Source organism: Mucilaginibacter sp. McL0603 (assembly GCF_049992945.1).
Classification (GTDB): domain Bacteria; phylum Bacteroidota; class Bacteroidia; order Sphingobacteriales; family Sphingobacteriaceae; genus Mucilaginibacter.
Map to the genome: position 1 here is coordinate 2,531,282 of NZ_CP188251.1, position 16,669 is coordinate 2,547,950.

Genomic DNA, 16,669 nt, shown 5'->3' on the forward strand with positions numbered 1-16,669 from the left:
CTGAATTATAAGGGTATTAATAAAGTCCATATTGCGGCAATGTATGGTGTTATGATGGCTAATGGACGCTTGTTTGTTAAGACCCTTGTAAATAGATCGGCCCTTGAATGCTTTAACTATTAATTTCGATGGTGAAAAGCTGCTCTGCAATTGCCAGATAAAAAAAACGCCTTATACTTTTTGCCGGATGTTTTTGACTTAAGAGGGGCGTGAAAATAAACCCTAATGTTCTTTTAATTTTCTCCATTTATAGTTTTATCGAAAAGTTCAGTTTGACGCTGCGCCATTTTTTTTGCGGAATATTTTTCGAATGCGGCAGGGTTATAATCAACCATATTATTTCCTTCGATTACCGTGGTGAAGAATTGTAAAATATACTGATCCAAGCCCTGCAGATTATAGCTATAATTATGCTTTACCCCGTATTCCTGTAAAATTTTAATTGCTGAACTGTTTTTATTGAAAATAGTAAGCAGGGGCTTTTTCATTAGCAAATAAGGGTAGATTTTTGATGCTGAATATTTAGGATCATCAGATCCCGGGACAAACAGCGCATCAGCCTGCTGAAGGATAACTAACGTATGGTAATAACTTATCCTGTCAGTTAATTCAATTACATTATTCTCAACATTATATTTTTTTGCAAGTGGGAGTATAGTTGCAACGCCTTTGCCTGCGGCAGCATAACTGGTGCCAATAAAGTAAAGCTTAATTTTATTAAATACTTCGGGTTGATCTTTTAGTGCTTTTTGCAATGCCTGAAATACCGGTACAATAGCTTTATGCATATCGATCCCTCCACGTCCCACATATACTATGTTCTTAAACTCAGGGTTGAGCAGTGGTTTAAAAATATTTTTGTTATCATCGGCAATCCCCGTGTCGGGGTCAAAGGCTCCAAAAGTAATTACAGCCTCAGGTACATGTTTTATTTGAGGGTACCTGTTCTTTAAATCCTCAATATAATTTGCAGACACGCTAATAAGTCCGCCTACCTGTTTCATTGCGATAGGTTCAAGATATTTATTTAAACGATAAGAAAGCCAATATTTTGGCGGTTGCTGTTCCTTTGGCTTATCCCGATAGTAATCGGAATGCCAGGGGTCCTGCATATCAATTACGTACGGTATGTTAAATCGTTTTTTCCAGTATGCCCCCAATGTAAGTACCGGGAATTGCGTAGTGGAAAAATAGATCAAATCAAATTTTTGCTCTTTAACTATGCGGTTAACCTTTTGTTTATAAAACCATAACGAGCGCAAAGCAATGCTCCCCAAACCCATTTTTGATGTCCATTTTTTGCTGAGGGCCTTAACTGTATGGATTTTAATGTCCGATGGAATGCTTTGCAGCAACAGTTCATCCTTAACTATATCAGCAAATTGTGGGTCGATGGTAACTACTTCGGCTTTCCAGTCAAAATCCTTGAAGTAAGGCAGGCTCATTCTTACACGTTGCATATCTGCAGCGTTTACCGGTGGGAAGTATGGTGAAATAATTAGAACCCGTTTCAACGTGGCTGGAAAGAATATTTTTTGATGGCCCTTTGTGCAAACTGATGCGCGGGCTTTTCAATAAGTAAATAAAAACAATAGGAGATTACAATAGCCAATATAATAAACAGGGGATAGGTAAGCGCGTTATTTGGCAGGTAACTTTTTAAAAGTAAATATATTAAAGGGTGGCATATGTATAATGAGTAAGAGAACTTGCCCATTTTTTCGAGTATATTATTAGCCGGCCTGGTTTTAAAATACACGATCTCAGTTTGCAGCCATTTATATAGTACGAAAGAAATTAAATTCATGGATATGATATAGCTGAGATGCATATGAAATTTTGCAATGCAGCAAAAGCAGCCTAAAGCAAAAACCAGGCACCTGTACGTCATAACCGATCTAAAAGATGCACTGTTCAGGCTATCAATATGCTCAGCCAATAACACGCCCAAAAGCCAGCAGGGCAGGCCAACCAGCCAGGTAAGGGAATAACCTAATTGCCAGTAATAACCCTGGTAGTTTAAGTCAGTTTGTTTAAAAAAGGCATAAAAATCGTCATGTGCACCCAGAATTATTACTACTGTGGAAATAAGGTAGGCTATGATTACCTTATTTGTCCAGCTTAAATTTACTTTATAGATGAAAGGATAAATAGCGTAGTAGATCAGTTCACATATCAGGCTCCAAATTACGGCATTTTCGGGATGATTGTACCTGATACCGGCAACCCAGATAATGGATAGCGGGATGATGATCCGGACAAACCTTTTCATCCAGAAATCTTTTAAACTGATAATGCCATTTTTATTTGGATAATGAATAACAAAGCCGGAAATGATAAAGAACGCGATTACTGCGGCTGTACCATCAAACGCGTTTGCCAGGAAAAAGCCAAGGGCATGAAACAGTAAATGTGGTGACTGCTTCAGCATATCAGCATAAACATTATCAAAATGGGATAGTAATACTGTAATAGCTAAAATAATTCTTAGGCTGTCGAGCCCGTTGAACCACTTTTTATTTGAGATATAGCTCATTTATTTATAGCGCTTTGAAAAGGTTAATTCAATTGTAAAGGGTGGCTTTAATTTGAAGACTACAGTGTTTCATTGCTTTTTATTAATTGGATTAGCTTTAGTGACTCTTTTTCCCATGAATATTTTTGTGCAAATTTCATCGCATTACTTCGGGCAGTTTGTAAGGAATCTATATCATTCAACCAATTCTCGAGCGCTTTTGCTGTAGACACAGACTCAATATCTTCGATTAAAAAACCGAAAGAATTTTCCCTTAAAAGTTCCTTTTGGCCGGATGTATTAGTAGCAATAACAGGCAATCCGGACAATACATATTGGAAAAATTTATTGGTTACGGTTAAATCTCTGCTTAGTGGCTCTGTTAACTCCAGCGCCAGTCCGATATCGAATTCTGATATTTTTTCTTGCAATTCATTATAGTGCACCAGAGGGTGAAACACAATTTGATAAGGTTGATTCACCAAATTAGTAAGCAAATCCTTGTAATTATCGTTAATATTACCTAGCAAGTGTATTTCCAGTCTAATATTGATCTGGTTCATTAGTTTGATGAAAGACTCCAGACCCCGCCCTGGACCTATGGTTTGGGAAAACCAGAATAATTTGATAGGATTCTCAAAAGTCTTTTTATGTTCAAATAGATTTTCTTTGTAATTGAAGGTATTGTAAATAGGCGTTGGCAAATTTTCTACTTTATATCTTTTACTTAGCGAAATTGCCATCGATTTTGATGTAGTTATGGAAAAAAGCCCCCTGGTTAGGCCTTGCTCCTCGAGCTTCTGCAATAAAGAAATCGGACGGTACTTTCGGGCTTCCGTCAACAAATCTTCTGAATACCAATCTTCAAAATCAAATGCTACCGCTCTGCCGGATTTGATCAATTGCACGCCACAAAAAAGCCCAATTTCCTGATGTCCGATATAAAGATATGCGTCTTCCTTTAAAGCGGCCGCCTTATATTTCCAATGGCCATATCCGATTGCTAAGGGCGTCTGGATATTCAGCTTACTTACAAAAAACACACCCAGTTTTCTAATGATCCGAAAAATGAAAGAGGATATGCTGCTTTTTTCCAAACTCGCTATCGCTATAATTTTTATTCCGGTACCTTTCAATAAATCCGTGTCAATATCCAATAATCTCCGATCGTAGGTGCTATGGATAATCGTGACATCATAACCTGAAGACCAGAGGGCTTTCGCCTCCTTATACACACGCGGATTGTGGCAAAGGTGTGATTGTGTTATAATGCAGATTTTCTTATTGAACATATTTCGGCTATTGTGTATTATACCTTATCGAAATAAGGCCATTTTTATTTTTTGCAAGGACGCTGGAATAGAAAGTTCTTTTAATGCCTTATTTTGCCCGTTTATCCTAAGGCTTTCTCTGACCGAAGCATGGTTTAACAAAAAACTCGCTTTGTCAACTAGTTCTTCCGAAGTATTATAAGACATAATGTCTTTACCTAGTTCATACATCGAAGATAAGCCATGACAATGTTCCGTCAAATAACATGCGCCCAACATCGGCGCTTCTATGTCTCTCAGTCTTGAATATTTAATAGGATGAGAATGCAATCTCTTATGTGTGGGTACTCGATTAATGCCCAGTATCACGCTGCTATTTCTTGTAATTGCGATATATTCACTAAAATCAATGTCCGGATGTAGAAACGCGGGATCAATTTCCTTTTTTGAATTTGCACCTAAAGTATTAACCCTCCGTAGCAAATATTCTTTTATTCCGTTCGCTTTGATAAAGTCCCACTGATTCAAAGCCACATTTATCAATGATTTGTTGGAGTTGCTAAAGGTATTCTCTTGTTTTCTTACCCAGTCCCGGCCGTAAATTTCTATAGGCAGTCCTTTATTTATTACTTCGCTCAATAGCCGCTCCCTTAAAATATCCTTCGATCCAATGAATGAAACCAAATTCGTTTCGGTAATTTTTTCAAGCGATCGAGCCTGCCGGTCCACCCACATCGGCATCGGCAAATGTATATTCTGGACATTTTGCTTATTATACATCTCCAATGATTCAAATTCAGGCACCCAATTTAAATCAAACACCTTAAACTCGTCCGGTACCACGTGGAATTCGCGGATATTATCGCAAAAGAAGTTGACGCAGGGAATCCCCATTTTCTTTATCTCCGAGATGGCGTGTATGTCTATTTGTTTTGGATATAAGTAAGTTAAAAATAAATCGATGTTCTTTTGGTTCTTTCTTATAAATGCCAACTGATCTTCCCAAATTTGGCTTTTCCACTCTTGCAATTCCGGCGATTTTTCGGAAAAAGTAAGCCCCTTTGCCCAATCCGCATCTTGCAGTTCGGTCCATTCCATTCCCGCTTCTTCAATACCATTCTTAATATAATAAGTCCAAAAACGGTAAGACGGAATTGGATAAGGTACGCCCCCAGTATCTTGCAAAAAAGATAAAAGTATTTTCAATCGATCCGTTTAAATAACACGTCTACCTGATTTAATTTTTTACCTATGGGCGTATTATAGCCCATGGCAAACAGTCGGAAATTGAATTGCCCCAGATATGTTATTATTTCTAAAAATTGTGGTTGATCGTGATAATATTCTTTGAAGGACACTTCACATATGAGATATCTTACAGACTTAATATAGTCGCCCATTCCCTTTAATGCTTCTAGTTCGAACCCTTGAATATCGAGTTTTATAATGTCAGGTATATCTATTGTGTTTTCTTTTATTAAATCGTAAAGCCTCTTGATTGTAACATCTTTTTGTCCGATTGTTCGAATACCAAAATCTTCAAATTCCATTTTGGTTGGAACCAACAAAGTCGATGCGTCAGAATAACTGGATATATTTAGTATACCCGTTCCTGTTGTGTTCCCTAAACAGAAATCATTTAAGTGTATCCCAGACAGTGATTCGCAATTTTTTTTGAAAATGGTATTGTGATTTTCCAAAGGTTCAAAGGCATAGACTATCGCATTTGGCAGGAATGACTTTACTAGTAGGGTCCAAGTTCCTATGTTGCTGCCGATGTCATATATTGTTGCCTTTTCTTTCAACTGGGGAGAGTCCATAATCATCGCCTCGATAAGTTCGAGGGAATCGATGTGTCCAATTTGTAGTTGATATGCGACAGTATTCTTCAGTTTCTTCAATCGCTTTTCTTGCTTTAATTTATGAGCAAGTTTTTCGATGATCAAACCAGGTTGGAAAATATCTATAACTTTCATACATCGTTTTGATTTAAAATAAAAATATTATTAAGATAAGTATTATTAGAGTTCCGTGGATCATTAGTTCCAATATCAAAATATTGTATATTGTTTGTCCCCAATGATTTGATCAAAAACAGCATGAAAATATCCTCGCCACATTGTGAATAAGTGATTTTTAAATTTGCCCCCCGGGAGTTTATTGTAAACTTTGGTCGCGAGCATCAATAGATTCATGATTTAATATAGATTTAACAATTTTTGTAAATTTCCATCCAAACAACAACTTCATTACTTTGGTTAGTCCGCCGCAGGCAAACGGCAAATCAGAGCCGTTTAAGTCCTTTACCCTTTCCGCAGCAGCTTTTACTAAAGCAGCCTGTCGTGGATAAAAACTATAAATAAAGTTTTGCCAGACATTAGCGCATGCCCGCATCGTGCGGGCACTAGAATCCGACGCCAATAAATTATTCGTTGCTTTATCGATTGAAAAAAAAGCAGATTTTATGGCCTTATCGGACTGATGTCCTGAAAGGCTGCCGTTTAATCCTGATCGATAATAAAGTATAGCCTGGTCTTCAAAAATTACTTGAAAACTTGACAATAGCACGCGCGTGAAAAAATCCAAGTCATCGATCAACGATAATGTCTCATCCCATGGACCAGACTTTTCTATTATGTTTCTGGGAATCAGAAACATTCCCGCTTGTGTCATCGATCCACCTTTTTCCCAGGAAATACAAAGCCAATCAACTGGCGGCATATTCTTCCAACATTTCTCCGGACGAAGCCGAAATGAGTTCAAATCGTGCCCATAAAATCTTCCCCATCTGCTGGAAATTGTACAATTTTCAAACTCCAGAGCCTTTTTAACTTGACATTCAATCATTTCTGGATTTATCAAATCATCCCCATCCAGGAATTTAATAAATTCACCATTGGAATAGGAGTAAGCTTTATTTCTTGCAGCGCTCGCACCGCTATTTTTTTGTGAATATATTTTAATTTGATCATTTTCATATCTTTTTGCGACCGCTAATGAACGATCCTTTGAACCGTCATCAACAATGATCACCTCAATATTTCTATAGGTTTGGTTTAAAACTGATTGAATAGTATCTGCGAGGTAATTTTCGACGTTGTATGCAGGTATGCAAATTGAAACAAGCGGATTATTCATATAATAAGTTTCCAGGCTTTTTTATAATAGACTTCTTTAGAAAGATCTACATAATGGTGCAAGATGTTGGATTTTGTTTCTAAATCAGTTAGGATAGGATTGACCTTATAATCGTTTTTATTCAAAACCACTGGTTGTGTACCGGAGACAATCATTGCGGTAAGTGCTTGTTCCAGATAATAGCTTGTACCTTCTTTTTCTTCTAATAATTGTATCCACTCTTCTAATTTCTCCCATTTTAGATCAGTACTGTTCAATCCTATGACGCCAACATTCAACAATGATGGAATTTCCCCCCCGCATATTTCCTGCATTAAGTCAGTGTTATATCCATAGCTTTCTTCGCAATCTACCATATGGATTGGCTGATTCGGCAGTTTTAGCCAATTATTCATCGCTGCCGGCTCCTTCCAGAATAACATGTCGGAATCCAAAACAAGCTTCCAGCCCAAAGGGGAAATCGTATGAACATCCGTGAGTTTTTTTATATGCGGATACGTTTTACGCTTATAATTTAAAATTGGAAATTTATCGCCCGGCAAATATTTACCAAGATTAATACTGATTTGATCAGCAGTAACGATTGTTGCGCCCGGTAGCTTTTCAGCAATTAAATTGATGATTGCATTATTAAATGAACCATCGTCAACAAGAAAGAAATTATATTTTTCTTCGCTCACTTTTAAAAGTGAATTTATACAGAATAGGGTTTGATGGATATATTTTTCTCCGGTAAGAAAGTAAACAGGCAAGCCGTCAGGGTATGCCATGGAGACTGGTAAATCATAGACAGCAGACTTCATTTTTTTGCTTCCGTCTGTCATTTTGCGGTAATTACCGTAACCGCCAAATCGCTTATAGGTTTTCAGCTTTGACTTTGGAAACCGATATAAAATGTTTATTAATTGCTGTATTAACATAAATGATTTAGACACCTAAAATAAATTGATATCCCCTAAGTTTCCATCCCCTGATTGCCTGAACCTGATAACTTTCGTTATATGTATGTTTTGATTCATTTAATCTAATTCCGATAAACCTTGAAACATTCCACAAGCTCCCGAAAATTTTACAGATTTCGCCGGGCTTTCCCAGGGCTTATATTTGAAAAATGCTTTGAGTTTTCGTAATGGCACACTGAATTTAGAAATTGGCTTCCATGGACATATGTTATGTTTGTGTAACAATTTTATCCATGATTTTGAAGAATGATAATTTAACCTTTTTAAATATTCAACTTCTAATCTTCCTTTATTTATAATATGCTTTAACACAAGTTCGGGAAAACATCCGACAGCGTACCCCGATTTTAAAGCAATGATATTAATTTCATTATCACCCCCTGAACTTAAGTTCTTACCCGTACGATCCTGTATGACACTGGTGTCTGATTTGATGTAATTATAATAGTCACTAAAACAAATTCTTCTAATCACCATTCCGGCGCCGATAGGTGCAATTTCAGGATATCCCTTTGAAAGATTCGTGGTTATTGTTATTGGATGAAGTTGAGGTCTAACCGCAATGAGACTGTAAAATTCACTTACCCATTCTTTATGAGATACTTCAAATTGCCCTATACTTGATCCGCCTGCTACTCCCAAATTCTGATTCAAATCAAACAATGACCAACTTTTAGAAAGATATTCCTGGTTTAAAATGTTGTCATCGTCAACAAGTATTATAAGTTCTCCCTTGCATTGTTCATATCCTTTCATCCTCGCAAAAGTCAGCCCAGGCTTTGGCTCTTTGACAATTTTTGAATTTATGTGCCAAGTTATATCAATTGTCTCTGAGAAATTATTTGTTGAAGCATTATCTACGATTATTAATTCCCATTCTGTTAACGGTAAATCCTGATTTCTTAAGCCATTTAATGTTTGTTCAAGAACATCTGGATTTGGATTGTAAGTTGGTAAAACAACTGAGATCTTAAAGGAGCTATTCGTCATTTTATGAATTTTAATTTATTATGGCCGTATTGTTTATTGAGGATTTTTGGAATCGAGTGGTTAATGTATTTTATGCAAGAAACCGATATTATCCAGTTCGAAGAATTGTTCTTATTAACTGGGGTAATGTTTTAACATTTGATAATTGTAGCTGAAGATCAATTTACTACATTATCTTGCCAGAATGCCTTGGTAATAATTCAGGCTGGTATTCACCATAATTTCGATATCGTACTTTTCCTCTACGGAGTTCCTTGCCTGTTTACCCATAGATTCTCTTAGGTCTTTATCTCTTATCAAAGTCAATATTTTTTCAGCCAAATCATTTTCGTTCTTCTCGGAAAACAATCCATTGTGATAGTCAACGATGATATCGGCCACTCCGCCTACGCTGAATCCGATTACCGGCTTACCATAACTCATCGCCTCGATATAAATTAGCCCGAATGATTCATATCTGGAGGGTGCAACAAAGACATCACATTCTGAGTACAACGTATCCAGCTCGGAAGGACTAACCATGCCTAAAAAAAGCACATCATCCATATGATTATTAATTGCAAAATATTCCTTTTGATATTGTTCATAATTATCTCCGACCAAATAAAATTTTATATTTTTTTGAGTCTTTAAGACAATTGGTATGGCCTTTAATAATATATCAATTCCTTTTCTGCTTTCCATTCGTCCGACAAACAATATTTTTACCAGAGCTGATGATTCAGTTTTGTCTTTTAAAGCCGGCAGTGGTACTCCATGTGGAATTATCTGACATTTTTTCAAACTGCACTTTAATATTTTTTCAAGCTCCAGTAAATGATTTCGGCTATGCGTTATCAGCAGGTTGCTTTTTTTTATCATTAACATTTCAATACTGGCTATCAAATTATTTAACCTTGATTTATAAGGATAATGATCATTTAGCATTTGTCTGAAAGTTGTACTTACTCTGGTTACAATCGGAATTGTATTTACTTTGAACAGATATAAATAACATAAGGAGAAATAGCTGCTGGTTTCCACAATTTGTATTTTGTATTTTCTGGCTATTTTTGACAATTTAATACGGGTAATAATCATGGCCTTTACCTTTTGGTAAAAGTCCTGTACCGTCCAGCTATTTTTGGAAATCAATTTGATGAACTTAGGAACCGACACCTTACATAATATGTAAGTTATACCATCCTTGTCAAGGATTTCATCTTGTTTATCTTCCGTTTCATTCAGAGGTCGTACGTGCAACACTACCACTTTATGACCTGATTTATTTAAAGTATTAGCTAGTAAATAAAAGTGATTAGCTATGCCGCTACTACGTGAATTGCTTTCCGGATAATAAGGTGTGACGATGCCAATATTCATTTAGTTATTATCGAGACTTGACCGGTAAATCTCTTCATTTTTGATAAATTCATTGGCTTTATCAGAGAAATCGGCGTGAAATACTATAAGATCCAGATAATATATTTTTGAATTTTTTCCGTCAACGTAGTTAAAAATCTGCTTTATAAATTGTGCGTCAGAAAGATCTGAAGAAAACATAAACCTCCCATCACTTTCGTAGAATAGGATTTTTCTGTAATTTTTTTCAAGCAACCAATGGAAAATTTGAGCAGGATCTTTTTCCAATTGGTCAAGGTTATTGCGGTTAAATTCAAATAATATAGTTGGCTTTACTTCGGCCAGGAATTTTTCACTTCCCCTTAATATTTTGAGGTCATGTCCTTCTGTGTCAATTTTAAGTAATTTGCATCTTTGATTTAATACGGATTCTTCTAATAAAGTATCAATACTGCTAAAATATAGTTTTTCAGTTCCATTCCTACTTGAGGAAGGCGTGATCGTTAAATTGTGTCCCTTATTTGTAATTTCACAATCTTGCTCGTGTTTTTTATCAGAAAGGAAAGTGGGTATTAGTTTTACATTTTTGAAATTTGAAGTGTTTAACTTAAACCGGTCTAAGATATCTTTATCACCTTCAATACAAATTACAGGCACGTCGGCACCCGATTTAATTAATGCAACCGAATCTCCCAAATTTGCCCCTACGTCGATAACTTCCAAATCCGAATAATTCCTGGCTAAAAAAGAAGTAATCCTTAATAACTGCCTGCCGTAATCTTTATAATATAGGTAACAATTTTTAATTCCATTATTATTATTAATCGACACATCAAAGTTGCCTACTTTTACGATTGACATACCTGTGGGTGCTTCCCTGATTTCTTTTATTAGCGTGTAACCTGACTTTTTCAGGATCTGTTTAATTGCCTTTTTGATCATTTTCTATAAATTTTACAATTTGACTTGGATTACCAGTTACGATAGCATAATTTGGAACGTTTTCTCTGACGACAGCCCCCGCACCAACGACCGCATGTTCGCCTATCGTACAAGGACCGATTATAATTGACCCTGAACCTATAAATGCACCTTTTTTAATTTTTATATCTCTATTAATACTAATTGCTGTTTCTCTTTCTTTTTCAAATACATTGAAATTATGACTACCAGTTAGAATCATAGCATTATGCGCTATTCCAACATGATCTTCTATAATTATAGTCCCTGAATTACAATTAAAAAAAGCGTTATTTACGATTGCAGTTTTTGCTACAATTAATCTTGATGGATCGCCAAATATATGCGGGGAATTGATATACTCGTCATTTAACACTTGCCTGATAAGTCTTTTAAGGTATTCCTTAACTTTGATCTTTATCTTATCCTTCATAAGATTGCCAATTTAATTTAGGTCTTAAAAAACCATCCAGGTTTCCGGAATAATCTGATTTAATTTTATCATTCAAATTTTCTTCAACGGTAAAGGCAAATTCGAATGTGGAATGGACAATCGTTGGTTTTAGAGTTGAGAGGGCAACTGTTAATAAATAAGTTTGATTATTAAAAAAGTTTTCGGGGAACCAAATAACACATTTATTGACGCCTTTCTTACGTTTGTGATCGGGCATAATGGATTGAAAGATTTTGTAACCATCATTTGTTGACAGCAGGATGTTTGGTACAGGGTCTGAAACGTCATTAAATATTTCATAATTTATTTCTACCCCGATTGACACTCCGGTTTCTATATAATTAATTTGATTTAACAAGTGATCAACAATCCTGATTGTATTTATAAAAGCATTTGAATCGCCGGTTTTTACGATAAAGTTGCTTTGATTGTTTTTTGCTGCCCCATGATAATGATTAATTACAGTATTAGTTGAATCAAATAAAACCTTTTGACCATTACTTAACAGTAACGAGTTTTTTGTTAAGGATTTAACCGCTCCTATGTTATGACTCACAAATAGAACTGTCCTTCCTTCGCCTTTACTTATATCGCCCATTTTGCCCAGGCATTTCTTTTGGAATTCAGCATCACCGACAGCCAGAACTTCATCTATAATCAAAATTTCCGATTCAAGATGGGCAGCCACAGCAAATGCCAGCCGTACATACATGCCTGATGAGTACCTTTTAACGGGGGTGTCTATGTATCGTTCCACGCCAGAGAAGCTGACAATTTCATCAAACTTGCGTTTAATTTCTGTTTTACGCATACCGAGGATAGCACCATTTAGAAAAATGTTTTCTTTGCCCGTTAGTTCCGGATGGAACCCGGTACCTACTTCCAGTAAGCTTGCCACGCGTCCCTTTATTTTGACAGACCCCTTGGTAGGATTGGTTACACGACTTAGTATTTTTAATAGGGTGCTTTTTCCTGCTCCATTCCGGCCGATTATGCCGACGGCATCACCATTATCAATTTCAAAGTCCAGATCTTTCAAACTCCAAACTACATTACTCTCACTTTTAACCGTGCGGTCATTTACTTCACCAATTTTTAAGAAGGGATCTTCTTTGCCCCGCAGGCTCGCCCAAAGGCGTTCCAGGTCGCGTGAGATGGTACCCGTACCGAAATCGCCCAATTGATATGCCTTAGACAGGCTTTCTACTTTAATCACTTTAGCCATTATACGGTATCGACAAATGTTCGTTCAACTTTATTAAATATAATAATCCCAATCAGCAGAATGACCGCGGTTACACCGGCGCTGTAACCTAACAGGCCCCAGCTGAAACTGCCCTGTCCTAAAAATCCATATCTTAATGTTTCAATTACCGCAGTTATCGGGTTGAATTTGATCAGCCAGCTATAGGCCGGATATTTCGCTATAGCAGTAGATAAAGGAAAGATAACGGTAGTCGTGTACATTAATAGTGGCACGCCAAAAGTTACCACGAAGGCCAGGTCCCGATATTTGGTCGTAACAGATGATATGATCATGCCCAATCCCAGGCCCAGCGCGGCAATAATAAGGATCAGCAAAGGGAACAAAAATAGTATAGCATTTGGGGTAATTTTATCGTGATCAATTGCCATCATTACCAAAAACAATAAAAACTGTACGCCAAACCTAATCAAGTTTGACAATACAATACTCAGCGGCATGATCAGGCGGGGAAAGTAAACCTTGCCTAACATCGCTGCATTGTCCTTAAAGACCGTCGAAGTTTTTGTAAGGCAATCGGCAAAATAATTCCAGAGAATCGTTCCTGCCAGGTAAAATAATGGTGCAGGAACATGATCTGTTGATATTTTAGCAAGGTTATTAAATACAAGCGTATATATCAGCACAGTGATAATTGGCTGCACAAAAAACCAAACCGGGCCAAGAATGGTTTGCTTATAAAAAGAGACGAAATCCCGCCTTACCAGCAGCAACAGCAGATCGCGGTAATGCCAGGTATCTTTAAGCCTCAGGTCAAACAGGCTATTTTTAGGAGTGATCTCGATATCCCAATGTTCGTCAGGAAACTGGTTCATCATTTAATAATTTTTGTAAGTTATTTCTATAAACATCCTCTTTAAAATAATGGAGGCATTGGTTTTGCAGGCTTTTCCTGCTTTCTATGGTCAGTGGTGTTTTTAATGCATCACCAATAGTTTTTTCAAGTTCATCCAGGTCGCCCACATTAATAGCGGTGCCTAGTTCGCCATTCCTTATGGCGTCCACGCTTCCGTCTTCATTGCCGCAAATTACGGGTAATCCACAAGCCAGGGCTTCAACAAATACAATCCCAAAACCTTCTTTTTTACTTGGGAGAACAAAAAGGTCCGAAAGCAGGAAATGATCGGTAAGTTCTGTTTCATTTAAAAAGCCAGTTAATATCACCTGATCGTCCGCCTCATACATATTGATCAAATGCCTGATCCGGACTTCTTCTACTGAATCATACTGCCCGGAAAGTACATATTTTATATGGGGGAAAGTATGTTTTAAAAGGCTAACTGCTTTAATAGCCTGCTCATATCCTTTATATTTTTCTGACGAGGCAAGACGTGTTAATGTGAAGATTACCTCGTTTGAAGTGGTAAGGCAATACCTGTTTAATAAATATTCAGGTTTTTCAAAGGTCTCGGGCAGCTTTATAAAGGGATCTACTGCATTATTTAAAACAATGCATTTCTCAGGGGCTGATTGATGCCACTTGATCATTTGATCTTTAGTAAACTTGCTGACACATATTATTTTATCGCAATACTTTTTTAAAAATGTCCTTTTAATAAAATTTATCGGCCGCCAAACCTCTATTCCATGAGCAATAAGCCAAACCTGGCATTTGGGATTCAAGAGCTTTACTATGATACCAACCAGCGAGAAGTTAATATGGCTTAATATTACGATATCTGATTTTGATGCAGTATTTATTGTTTTTAGAATAAGTTTAATACGATTATTGGCAAAACCGGTATAGTTTTCAGCCGGCACATACTTATTCATCAAGTCATATCTGGAATCGTAAAGTGAGAAAAGCTTGAAGTCCCAGTTTTCTGATTTTGCAATATGAAATAAAGAATATGCAAGCGTACGGGTCATTTTTTGAATGCCCCCTGTAGTACTAAATGTCTGTAGTGTAAACAGGATTATTTTTTTAGGCATGCATCCGGATTTGATAGAGTGAAAATACTTTTGACCAGTGCAGACTATTGTTTTTAAAAGACTTTACAATACTTTGTGCCTTCTTCCCTCTAAATAAGTCTTCGTTATTCATTTCCGGATAAGCTTTCATCCATTCCTGTAACGGAAATGTGAAGCCCATTTTTGACCTGTTCCATATAGCTTCAGGTAAAATATCTTTAAAACTGTCTATTAACAGTTTTTTAGGTTGCCGGCTGTCAAATCTTATTTCAGATGAAATATTATCTGTCAACTTTTTAAAATCTTCATCCAAAAAAGGGACTCTTATTTCTAATGCCTGGCTCATGCCCATTACATCTGTATCGCGCAATAATTGATTTTGCATATATAGGTTAGTCTCAAACCAGGCTGCATCCAACTCATTATAATTACGGATATTGGGCAATGGTTTCTCGTTGAATAAAACATCCTCGATATGATGAATATCTGTATCTAAAATTTTAGCGATGTCAGAAGGATTGTAGAGCCCTCTCAGCATCAGGTAATCCGCCAGGGGGTGATCGTAATTTAAGAAGGAGATCTTTTTGTAACGATCAGATGTAAAATAGTTAGTTAGTTGAAATAAGGAAACTGGATATTTCCTCAATCTTTTAAGATACTTTATACGATTAAATGAAGGATATCCGCCAAATAGCTCATCAGCTCCAATTCCGGATAACACCGCCTTTAATCCATCCTCATGAGCGTATTTGCTGATAAACCAGGTATTAATGCCATCAGTAGTCGGCATATCCATATCGGCAATTATCCTGGGCAAAAACTCTTCAAAATCCTGCTGTTTTACAATGTGCGCAAATTTTTCACCATCAATTTCCTTTAATACCAAGCTTTGATACATACGTTCATCGTATGCTTTTTCATTAAAATATATAGAAATAGTTTTTAACTGCGCTTTTTTCTCTTCATTGGCTAATAACGTTAGCAGGCTGGAGTCGATACCGCCGCTAAGGAATACGCCAATAGGGGCATCAGCTATAAGCTGTCGGTTTACAGCTAGTTTTAAAGCAGTTCGTATAGATTCTTTGGCCTCCTCAAAATCAGTAATTCGTGTATTTGGCGTTATAACGTGATAAGAATGTATCTCGTAAGTATTTTTATGATGGTGCCAGCACAAAAACTCTCCTTTAGGCAGACTATAAACATTTTTTAAAGTGGTATAAGGCTCTGGTATATGGCCGTAAGCTAAAAATCTGATCTGCCAGTTTGGGTCCGTTTCATTTGCTATTCCTGCTTTTTTTAATGCTTTTACTTCGGATGAAAAGCTTAGCTGGCCGTTTTCAATATGATAGTACAGCGGTTTTACACCCGAGCTATCACGAACCAAATAGGTTAAAGCTTTTTCGGTATCATATAAAGCAAATGCAAATATTCCCCGTAGTTTAGAAAAGCAAGCCATTCCCCAATAAATGTACGCAGCGATAATTACCTCGGTATCCGTATTGGAGTGAAACCGGGCACCCAATGCTATTAATTGATCCTTAAGCTCCAAATAATTATAGATCTCGCCATTAAAAGTTATCCATACTTTTTGCCGCACGTCAGCCATAGGCTGATGACCGTTTTGGCTCAAATCAATTATAGACAGCCTTCTATGCCCGAAAACGAGATTTACCTTATCATCGCTGAAAATTCCTTCATCGTCAGGCCCACCATGCTGCAAGGTATTGCACATGACCATTACTTTTTCGCGAATCTCGTCTGGCTGCAAACGATGTGAGATCATTCCTGTAATACGGCACATAGTAGGGGTATGTTCATAGCTTCGCCGCGTAAGTCACATGCGGCATGTATAACTTATTAATT

The 16,669-nt window shown here is 36.8% G+C and carries 15 protein-coding genes; all 15 read right to left on the reverse strand.

Annotated features, from left to right (window positions below; genetic code table 11):
* Positions 1-233 precede the first annotated feature (233 nt).
* Positions 234-1,460, reverse strand: a complete 1,227-nt coding sequence (locus ACPPVU_RS11940) for a hypothetical protein (protein ID WP_426671939.1) — start codon at positions 1,458-1,460, stop codon at positions 234-236.
* A gap of 50 nt (positions 1,461-1,510) precedes the next feature.
* Positions 1,511-2,536 carry an acyltransferase family protein gene (locus ACPPVU_RS11945; protein ID WP_426671940.1) on the reverse strand — a complete coding sequence of 342 codons (1,026 nt, stop codon included), beginning with the start codon at positions 2,534-2,536 and terminating at the stop codon, positions 1,511-1,513.
* Positions 2,537-2,595: 59 nt separating this feature from the next.
* Positions 2,596-3,807: a glycosyltransferase gene (locus tag ACPPVU_RS11950; RefSeq protein ID WP_426671941.1), complete on the reverse strand. Its 1,212-nt coding sequence runs from the start codon at positions 3,805-3,807 to the stop codon at positions 2,596-2,598.
* Positions 3,808-3,831: 24 nt separating this feature from the next.
* Positions 3,832-4,992: a glycosyltransferase family protein gene (locus ACPPVU_RS11955; protein WP_426671942.1), complete on the reverse strand. Its 1,161-nt coding sequence runs from the start codon at positions 4,990-4,992 to the stop codon at positions 3,832-3,834.
* Positions 4,989-5,762, reverse strand: coding sequence for an FkbM family methyltransferase (locus tag ACPPVU_RS11960; protein WP_426671943.1), 774 nt, complete (start codon positions 5,760-5,762; stop codon positions 4,989-4,991). Before ACPPVU_RS11960 ends, ACPPVU_RS11955 begins: the two co-directional genes overlap by 4 nt.
* A 181-nt stretch (positions 5,763-5,943) precedes the next feature.
* Positions 5,944-6,924: a glycosyltransferase family 2 protein gene (locus ACPPVU_RS11965; RefSeq protein ID WP_426671944.1), complete on the reverse strand. Its 981-nt coding sequence runs from the start codon at positions 6,922-6,924 to the stop codon at positions 5,944-5,946.
* Complete coding sequence (locus ACPPVU_RS11970) at positions 6,921-7,844, reverse strand: hypothetical protein (protein ID WP_426671945.1); 924 nt, start codon at positions 7,842-7,844, stop codon at positions 6,921-6,923. Before ACPPVU_RS11970 ends, ACPPVU_RS11965 begins: the two co-directional genes overlap by 4 nt.
* Positions 7,845-7,943: 99 nt before the next feature.
* On the reverse strand, positions 7,944-8,876 hold the full coding sequence (locus ACPPVU_RS11975) for a glycosyltransferase (protein ID WP_426671946.1): 933 nt from the start codon (positions 8,874-8,876) through the stop codon (positions 7,944-7,946).
* Between the two features lie 171 nt (positions 8,877-9,047).
* A complete protein-coding gene (locus tag ACPPVU_RS11980; protein ID WP_426671947.1) occupies positions 9,048-10,238 on the reverse strand; it encodes a glycosyltransferase family 4 protein in 1,191 nt (396 codons plus the stop codon).
* The gene (locus ACPPVU_RS11985) at positions 10,239-11,159 is read right to left on the reverse strand and encodes an FkbM family methyltransferase (RefSeq protein ID WP_426671948.1); all 921 of its coding nucleotides are present in this window, start codon (positions 11,157-11,159) and stop codon (positions 10,239-10,241) included. It lies immediately after the preceding gene.
* Entirely contained in the window at positions 11,140-11,610 is a 471-nt protein-coding gene (locus tag ACPPVU_RS11990) for an acyltransferase (RefSeq protein ID WP_426671949.1), read from the reverse strand. The genes ACPPVU_RS11985 and ACPPVU_RS11990 overlap by 20 nt, the downstream gene beginning before the upstream one ends.
* A complete protein-coding gene (locus ACPPVU_RS11995) occupies positions 11,600-12,856 on the reverse strand; it encodes a polysaccharide ABC transporter ATP-binding protein (RefSeq protein WP_426671950.1) in 1,257 nt (418 codons plus the stop codon). The genes ACPPVU_RS11990 and ACPPVU_RS11995 overlap by 11 nt, the downstream gene beginning before the upstream one ends.
* Positions 12,856-13,713, reverse strand: coding sequence for an ABC transporter permease (locus tag ACPPVU_RS12000; RefSeq protein WP_426671951.1), 858 nt, complete (start codon positions 13,711-13,713; stop codon positions 12,856-12,858). The genes ACPPVU_RS11995 and ACPPVU_RS12000 overlap by 1 nt, the downstream gene beginning before the upstream one ends.
* Positions 13,694-14,827, reverse strand: coding sequence for a glycosyltransferase family 4 protein (locus ACPPVU_RS12005; RefSeq protein ID WP_426671952.1), 1,134 nt, complete (start codon positions 14,825-14,827; stop codon positions 13,694-13,696). Before ACPPVU_RS12005 ends, ACPPVU_RS12000 begins: the two co-directional genes overlap by 20 nt.
* The gene (gene asnB, locus ACPPVU_RS12010; protein ID WP_426671953.1) at positions 14,820-16,607 is read right to left on the reverse strand and encodes an asparagine synthase (glutamine-hydrolyzing); all 1,788 of its coding nucleotides are present in this window, start codon (positions 16,605-16,607) and stop codon (positions 14,820-14,822) included. Before asnB ends, ACPPVU_RS12005 begins: the two co-directional genes overlap by 8 nt.
* Positions 16,608-16,669 lie beyond the last annotated feature (62 nt).

Coding starts and splice junctions, on each gene's coding strand:
- ACPPVU_RS11940 (WP_426671939.1), bottom strand. CDS start 1,460: ATGCAACGTGTAAGAATGAGCCTGCCTTACTTCAAGGATTTTGACTGG.
- ACPPVU_RS11945 (WP_426671940.1), bottom strand. CDS start 2,536: ATGAGCTATATCTCAAATAAAAAGTGGTTCAACGGGCTCGACAGCCTA.
- ACPPVU_RS11950 (WP_426671941.1), bottom strand. CDS start 3,807: ATGTTCAATAAGAAAATCTGCATTATAACACAATCACACCTTTGCCAC.
- ACPPVU_RS11960 (WP_426671943.1), bottom strand. CDS start 5,762: ATGAAAGTTATAGATATTTTCCAACCTGGTTTGATCATCGAAAAACTT.
- ACPPVU_RS11965 (WP_426671944.1), bottom strand. CDS start 6,924: ATGAATAATCCGCTTGTTTCAATTTGCATACCTGCATACAACGTCGAA.
- ACPPVU_RS11970 (WP_426671945.1), bottom strand. CDS start 7,844: ATGTTAATACAGCAATTAATAAACATTTTATATCGGTTTCCAAAGTCA.
- ACPPVU_RS11975 (WP_426671946.1), bottom strand. CDS start 8,876: ATGACGAATAGCTCCTTTAAGATCTCAGTTGTTTTACCAACTTACAAT.
- ACPPVU_RS11980 (WP_426671947.1), bottom strand. CDS start 10,238: ATGAATATTGGCATCGTCACACCTTATTATCCGGAAAGCAATTCACGT.
- ACPPVU_RS11985 (WP_426671948.1), bottom strand. CDS start 11,159: ATGATCAAAAAGGCAATTAAACAGATCCTGAAAAAGTCAGGTTACACG.
- ACPPVU_RS11990 (WP_426671949.1), bottom strand. CDS start 11,610: ATGAAGGATAAGATAAAGATCAAAGTTAAGGAATACCTTAAAAGACTT.
- ACPPVU_RS11995 (WP_426671950.1), bottom strand. CDS start 12,856: ATGGCTAAAGTGATTAAAGTAGAAAGCCTGTCTAAGGCATATCAATTG.
- ACPPVU_RS12000 (WP_426671951.1), bottom strand. CDS start 13,713: ATGATGAACCAGTTTCCTGACGAACATTGGGATATCGAGATCACTCCT.
- ACPPVU_RS12005 (WP_426671952.1), bottom strand. CDS start 14,827: ATGCCTAAAAAAATAATCCTGTTTACACTACAGACATTTAGTACTACA.
- asnB (WP_426671953.1), bottom strand. CDS start 16,607: ATGTGCCGTATTACAGGAATGATCTCACATCGTTTGCAGCCAGACGAG.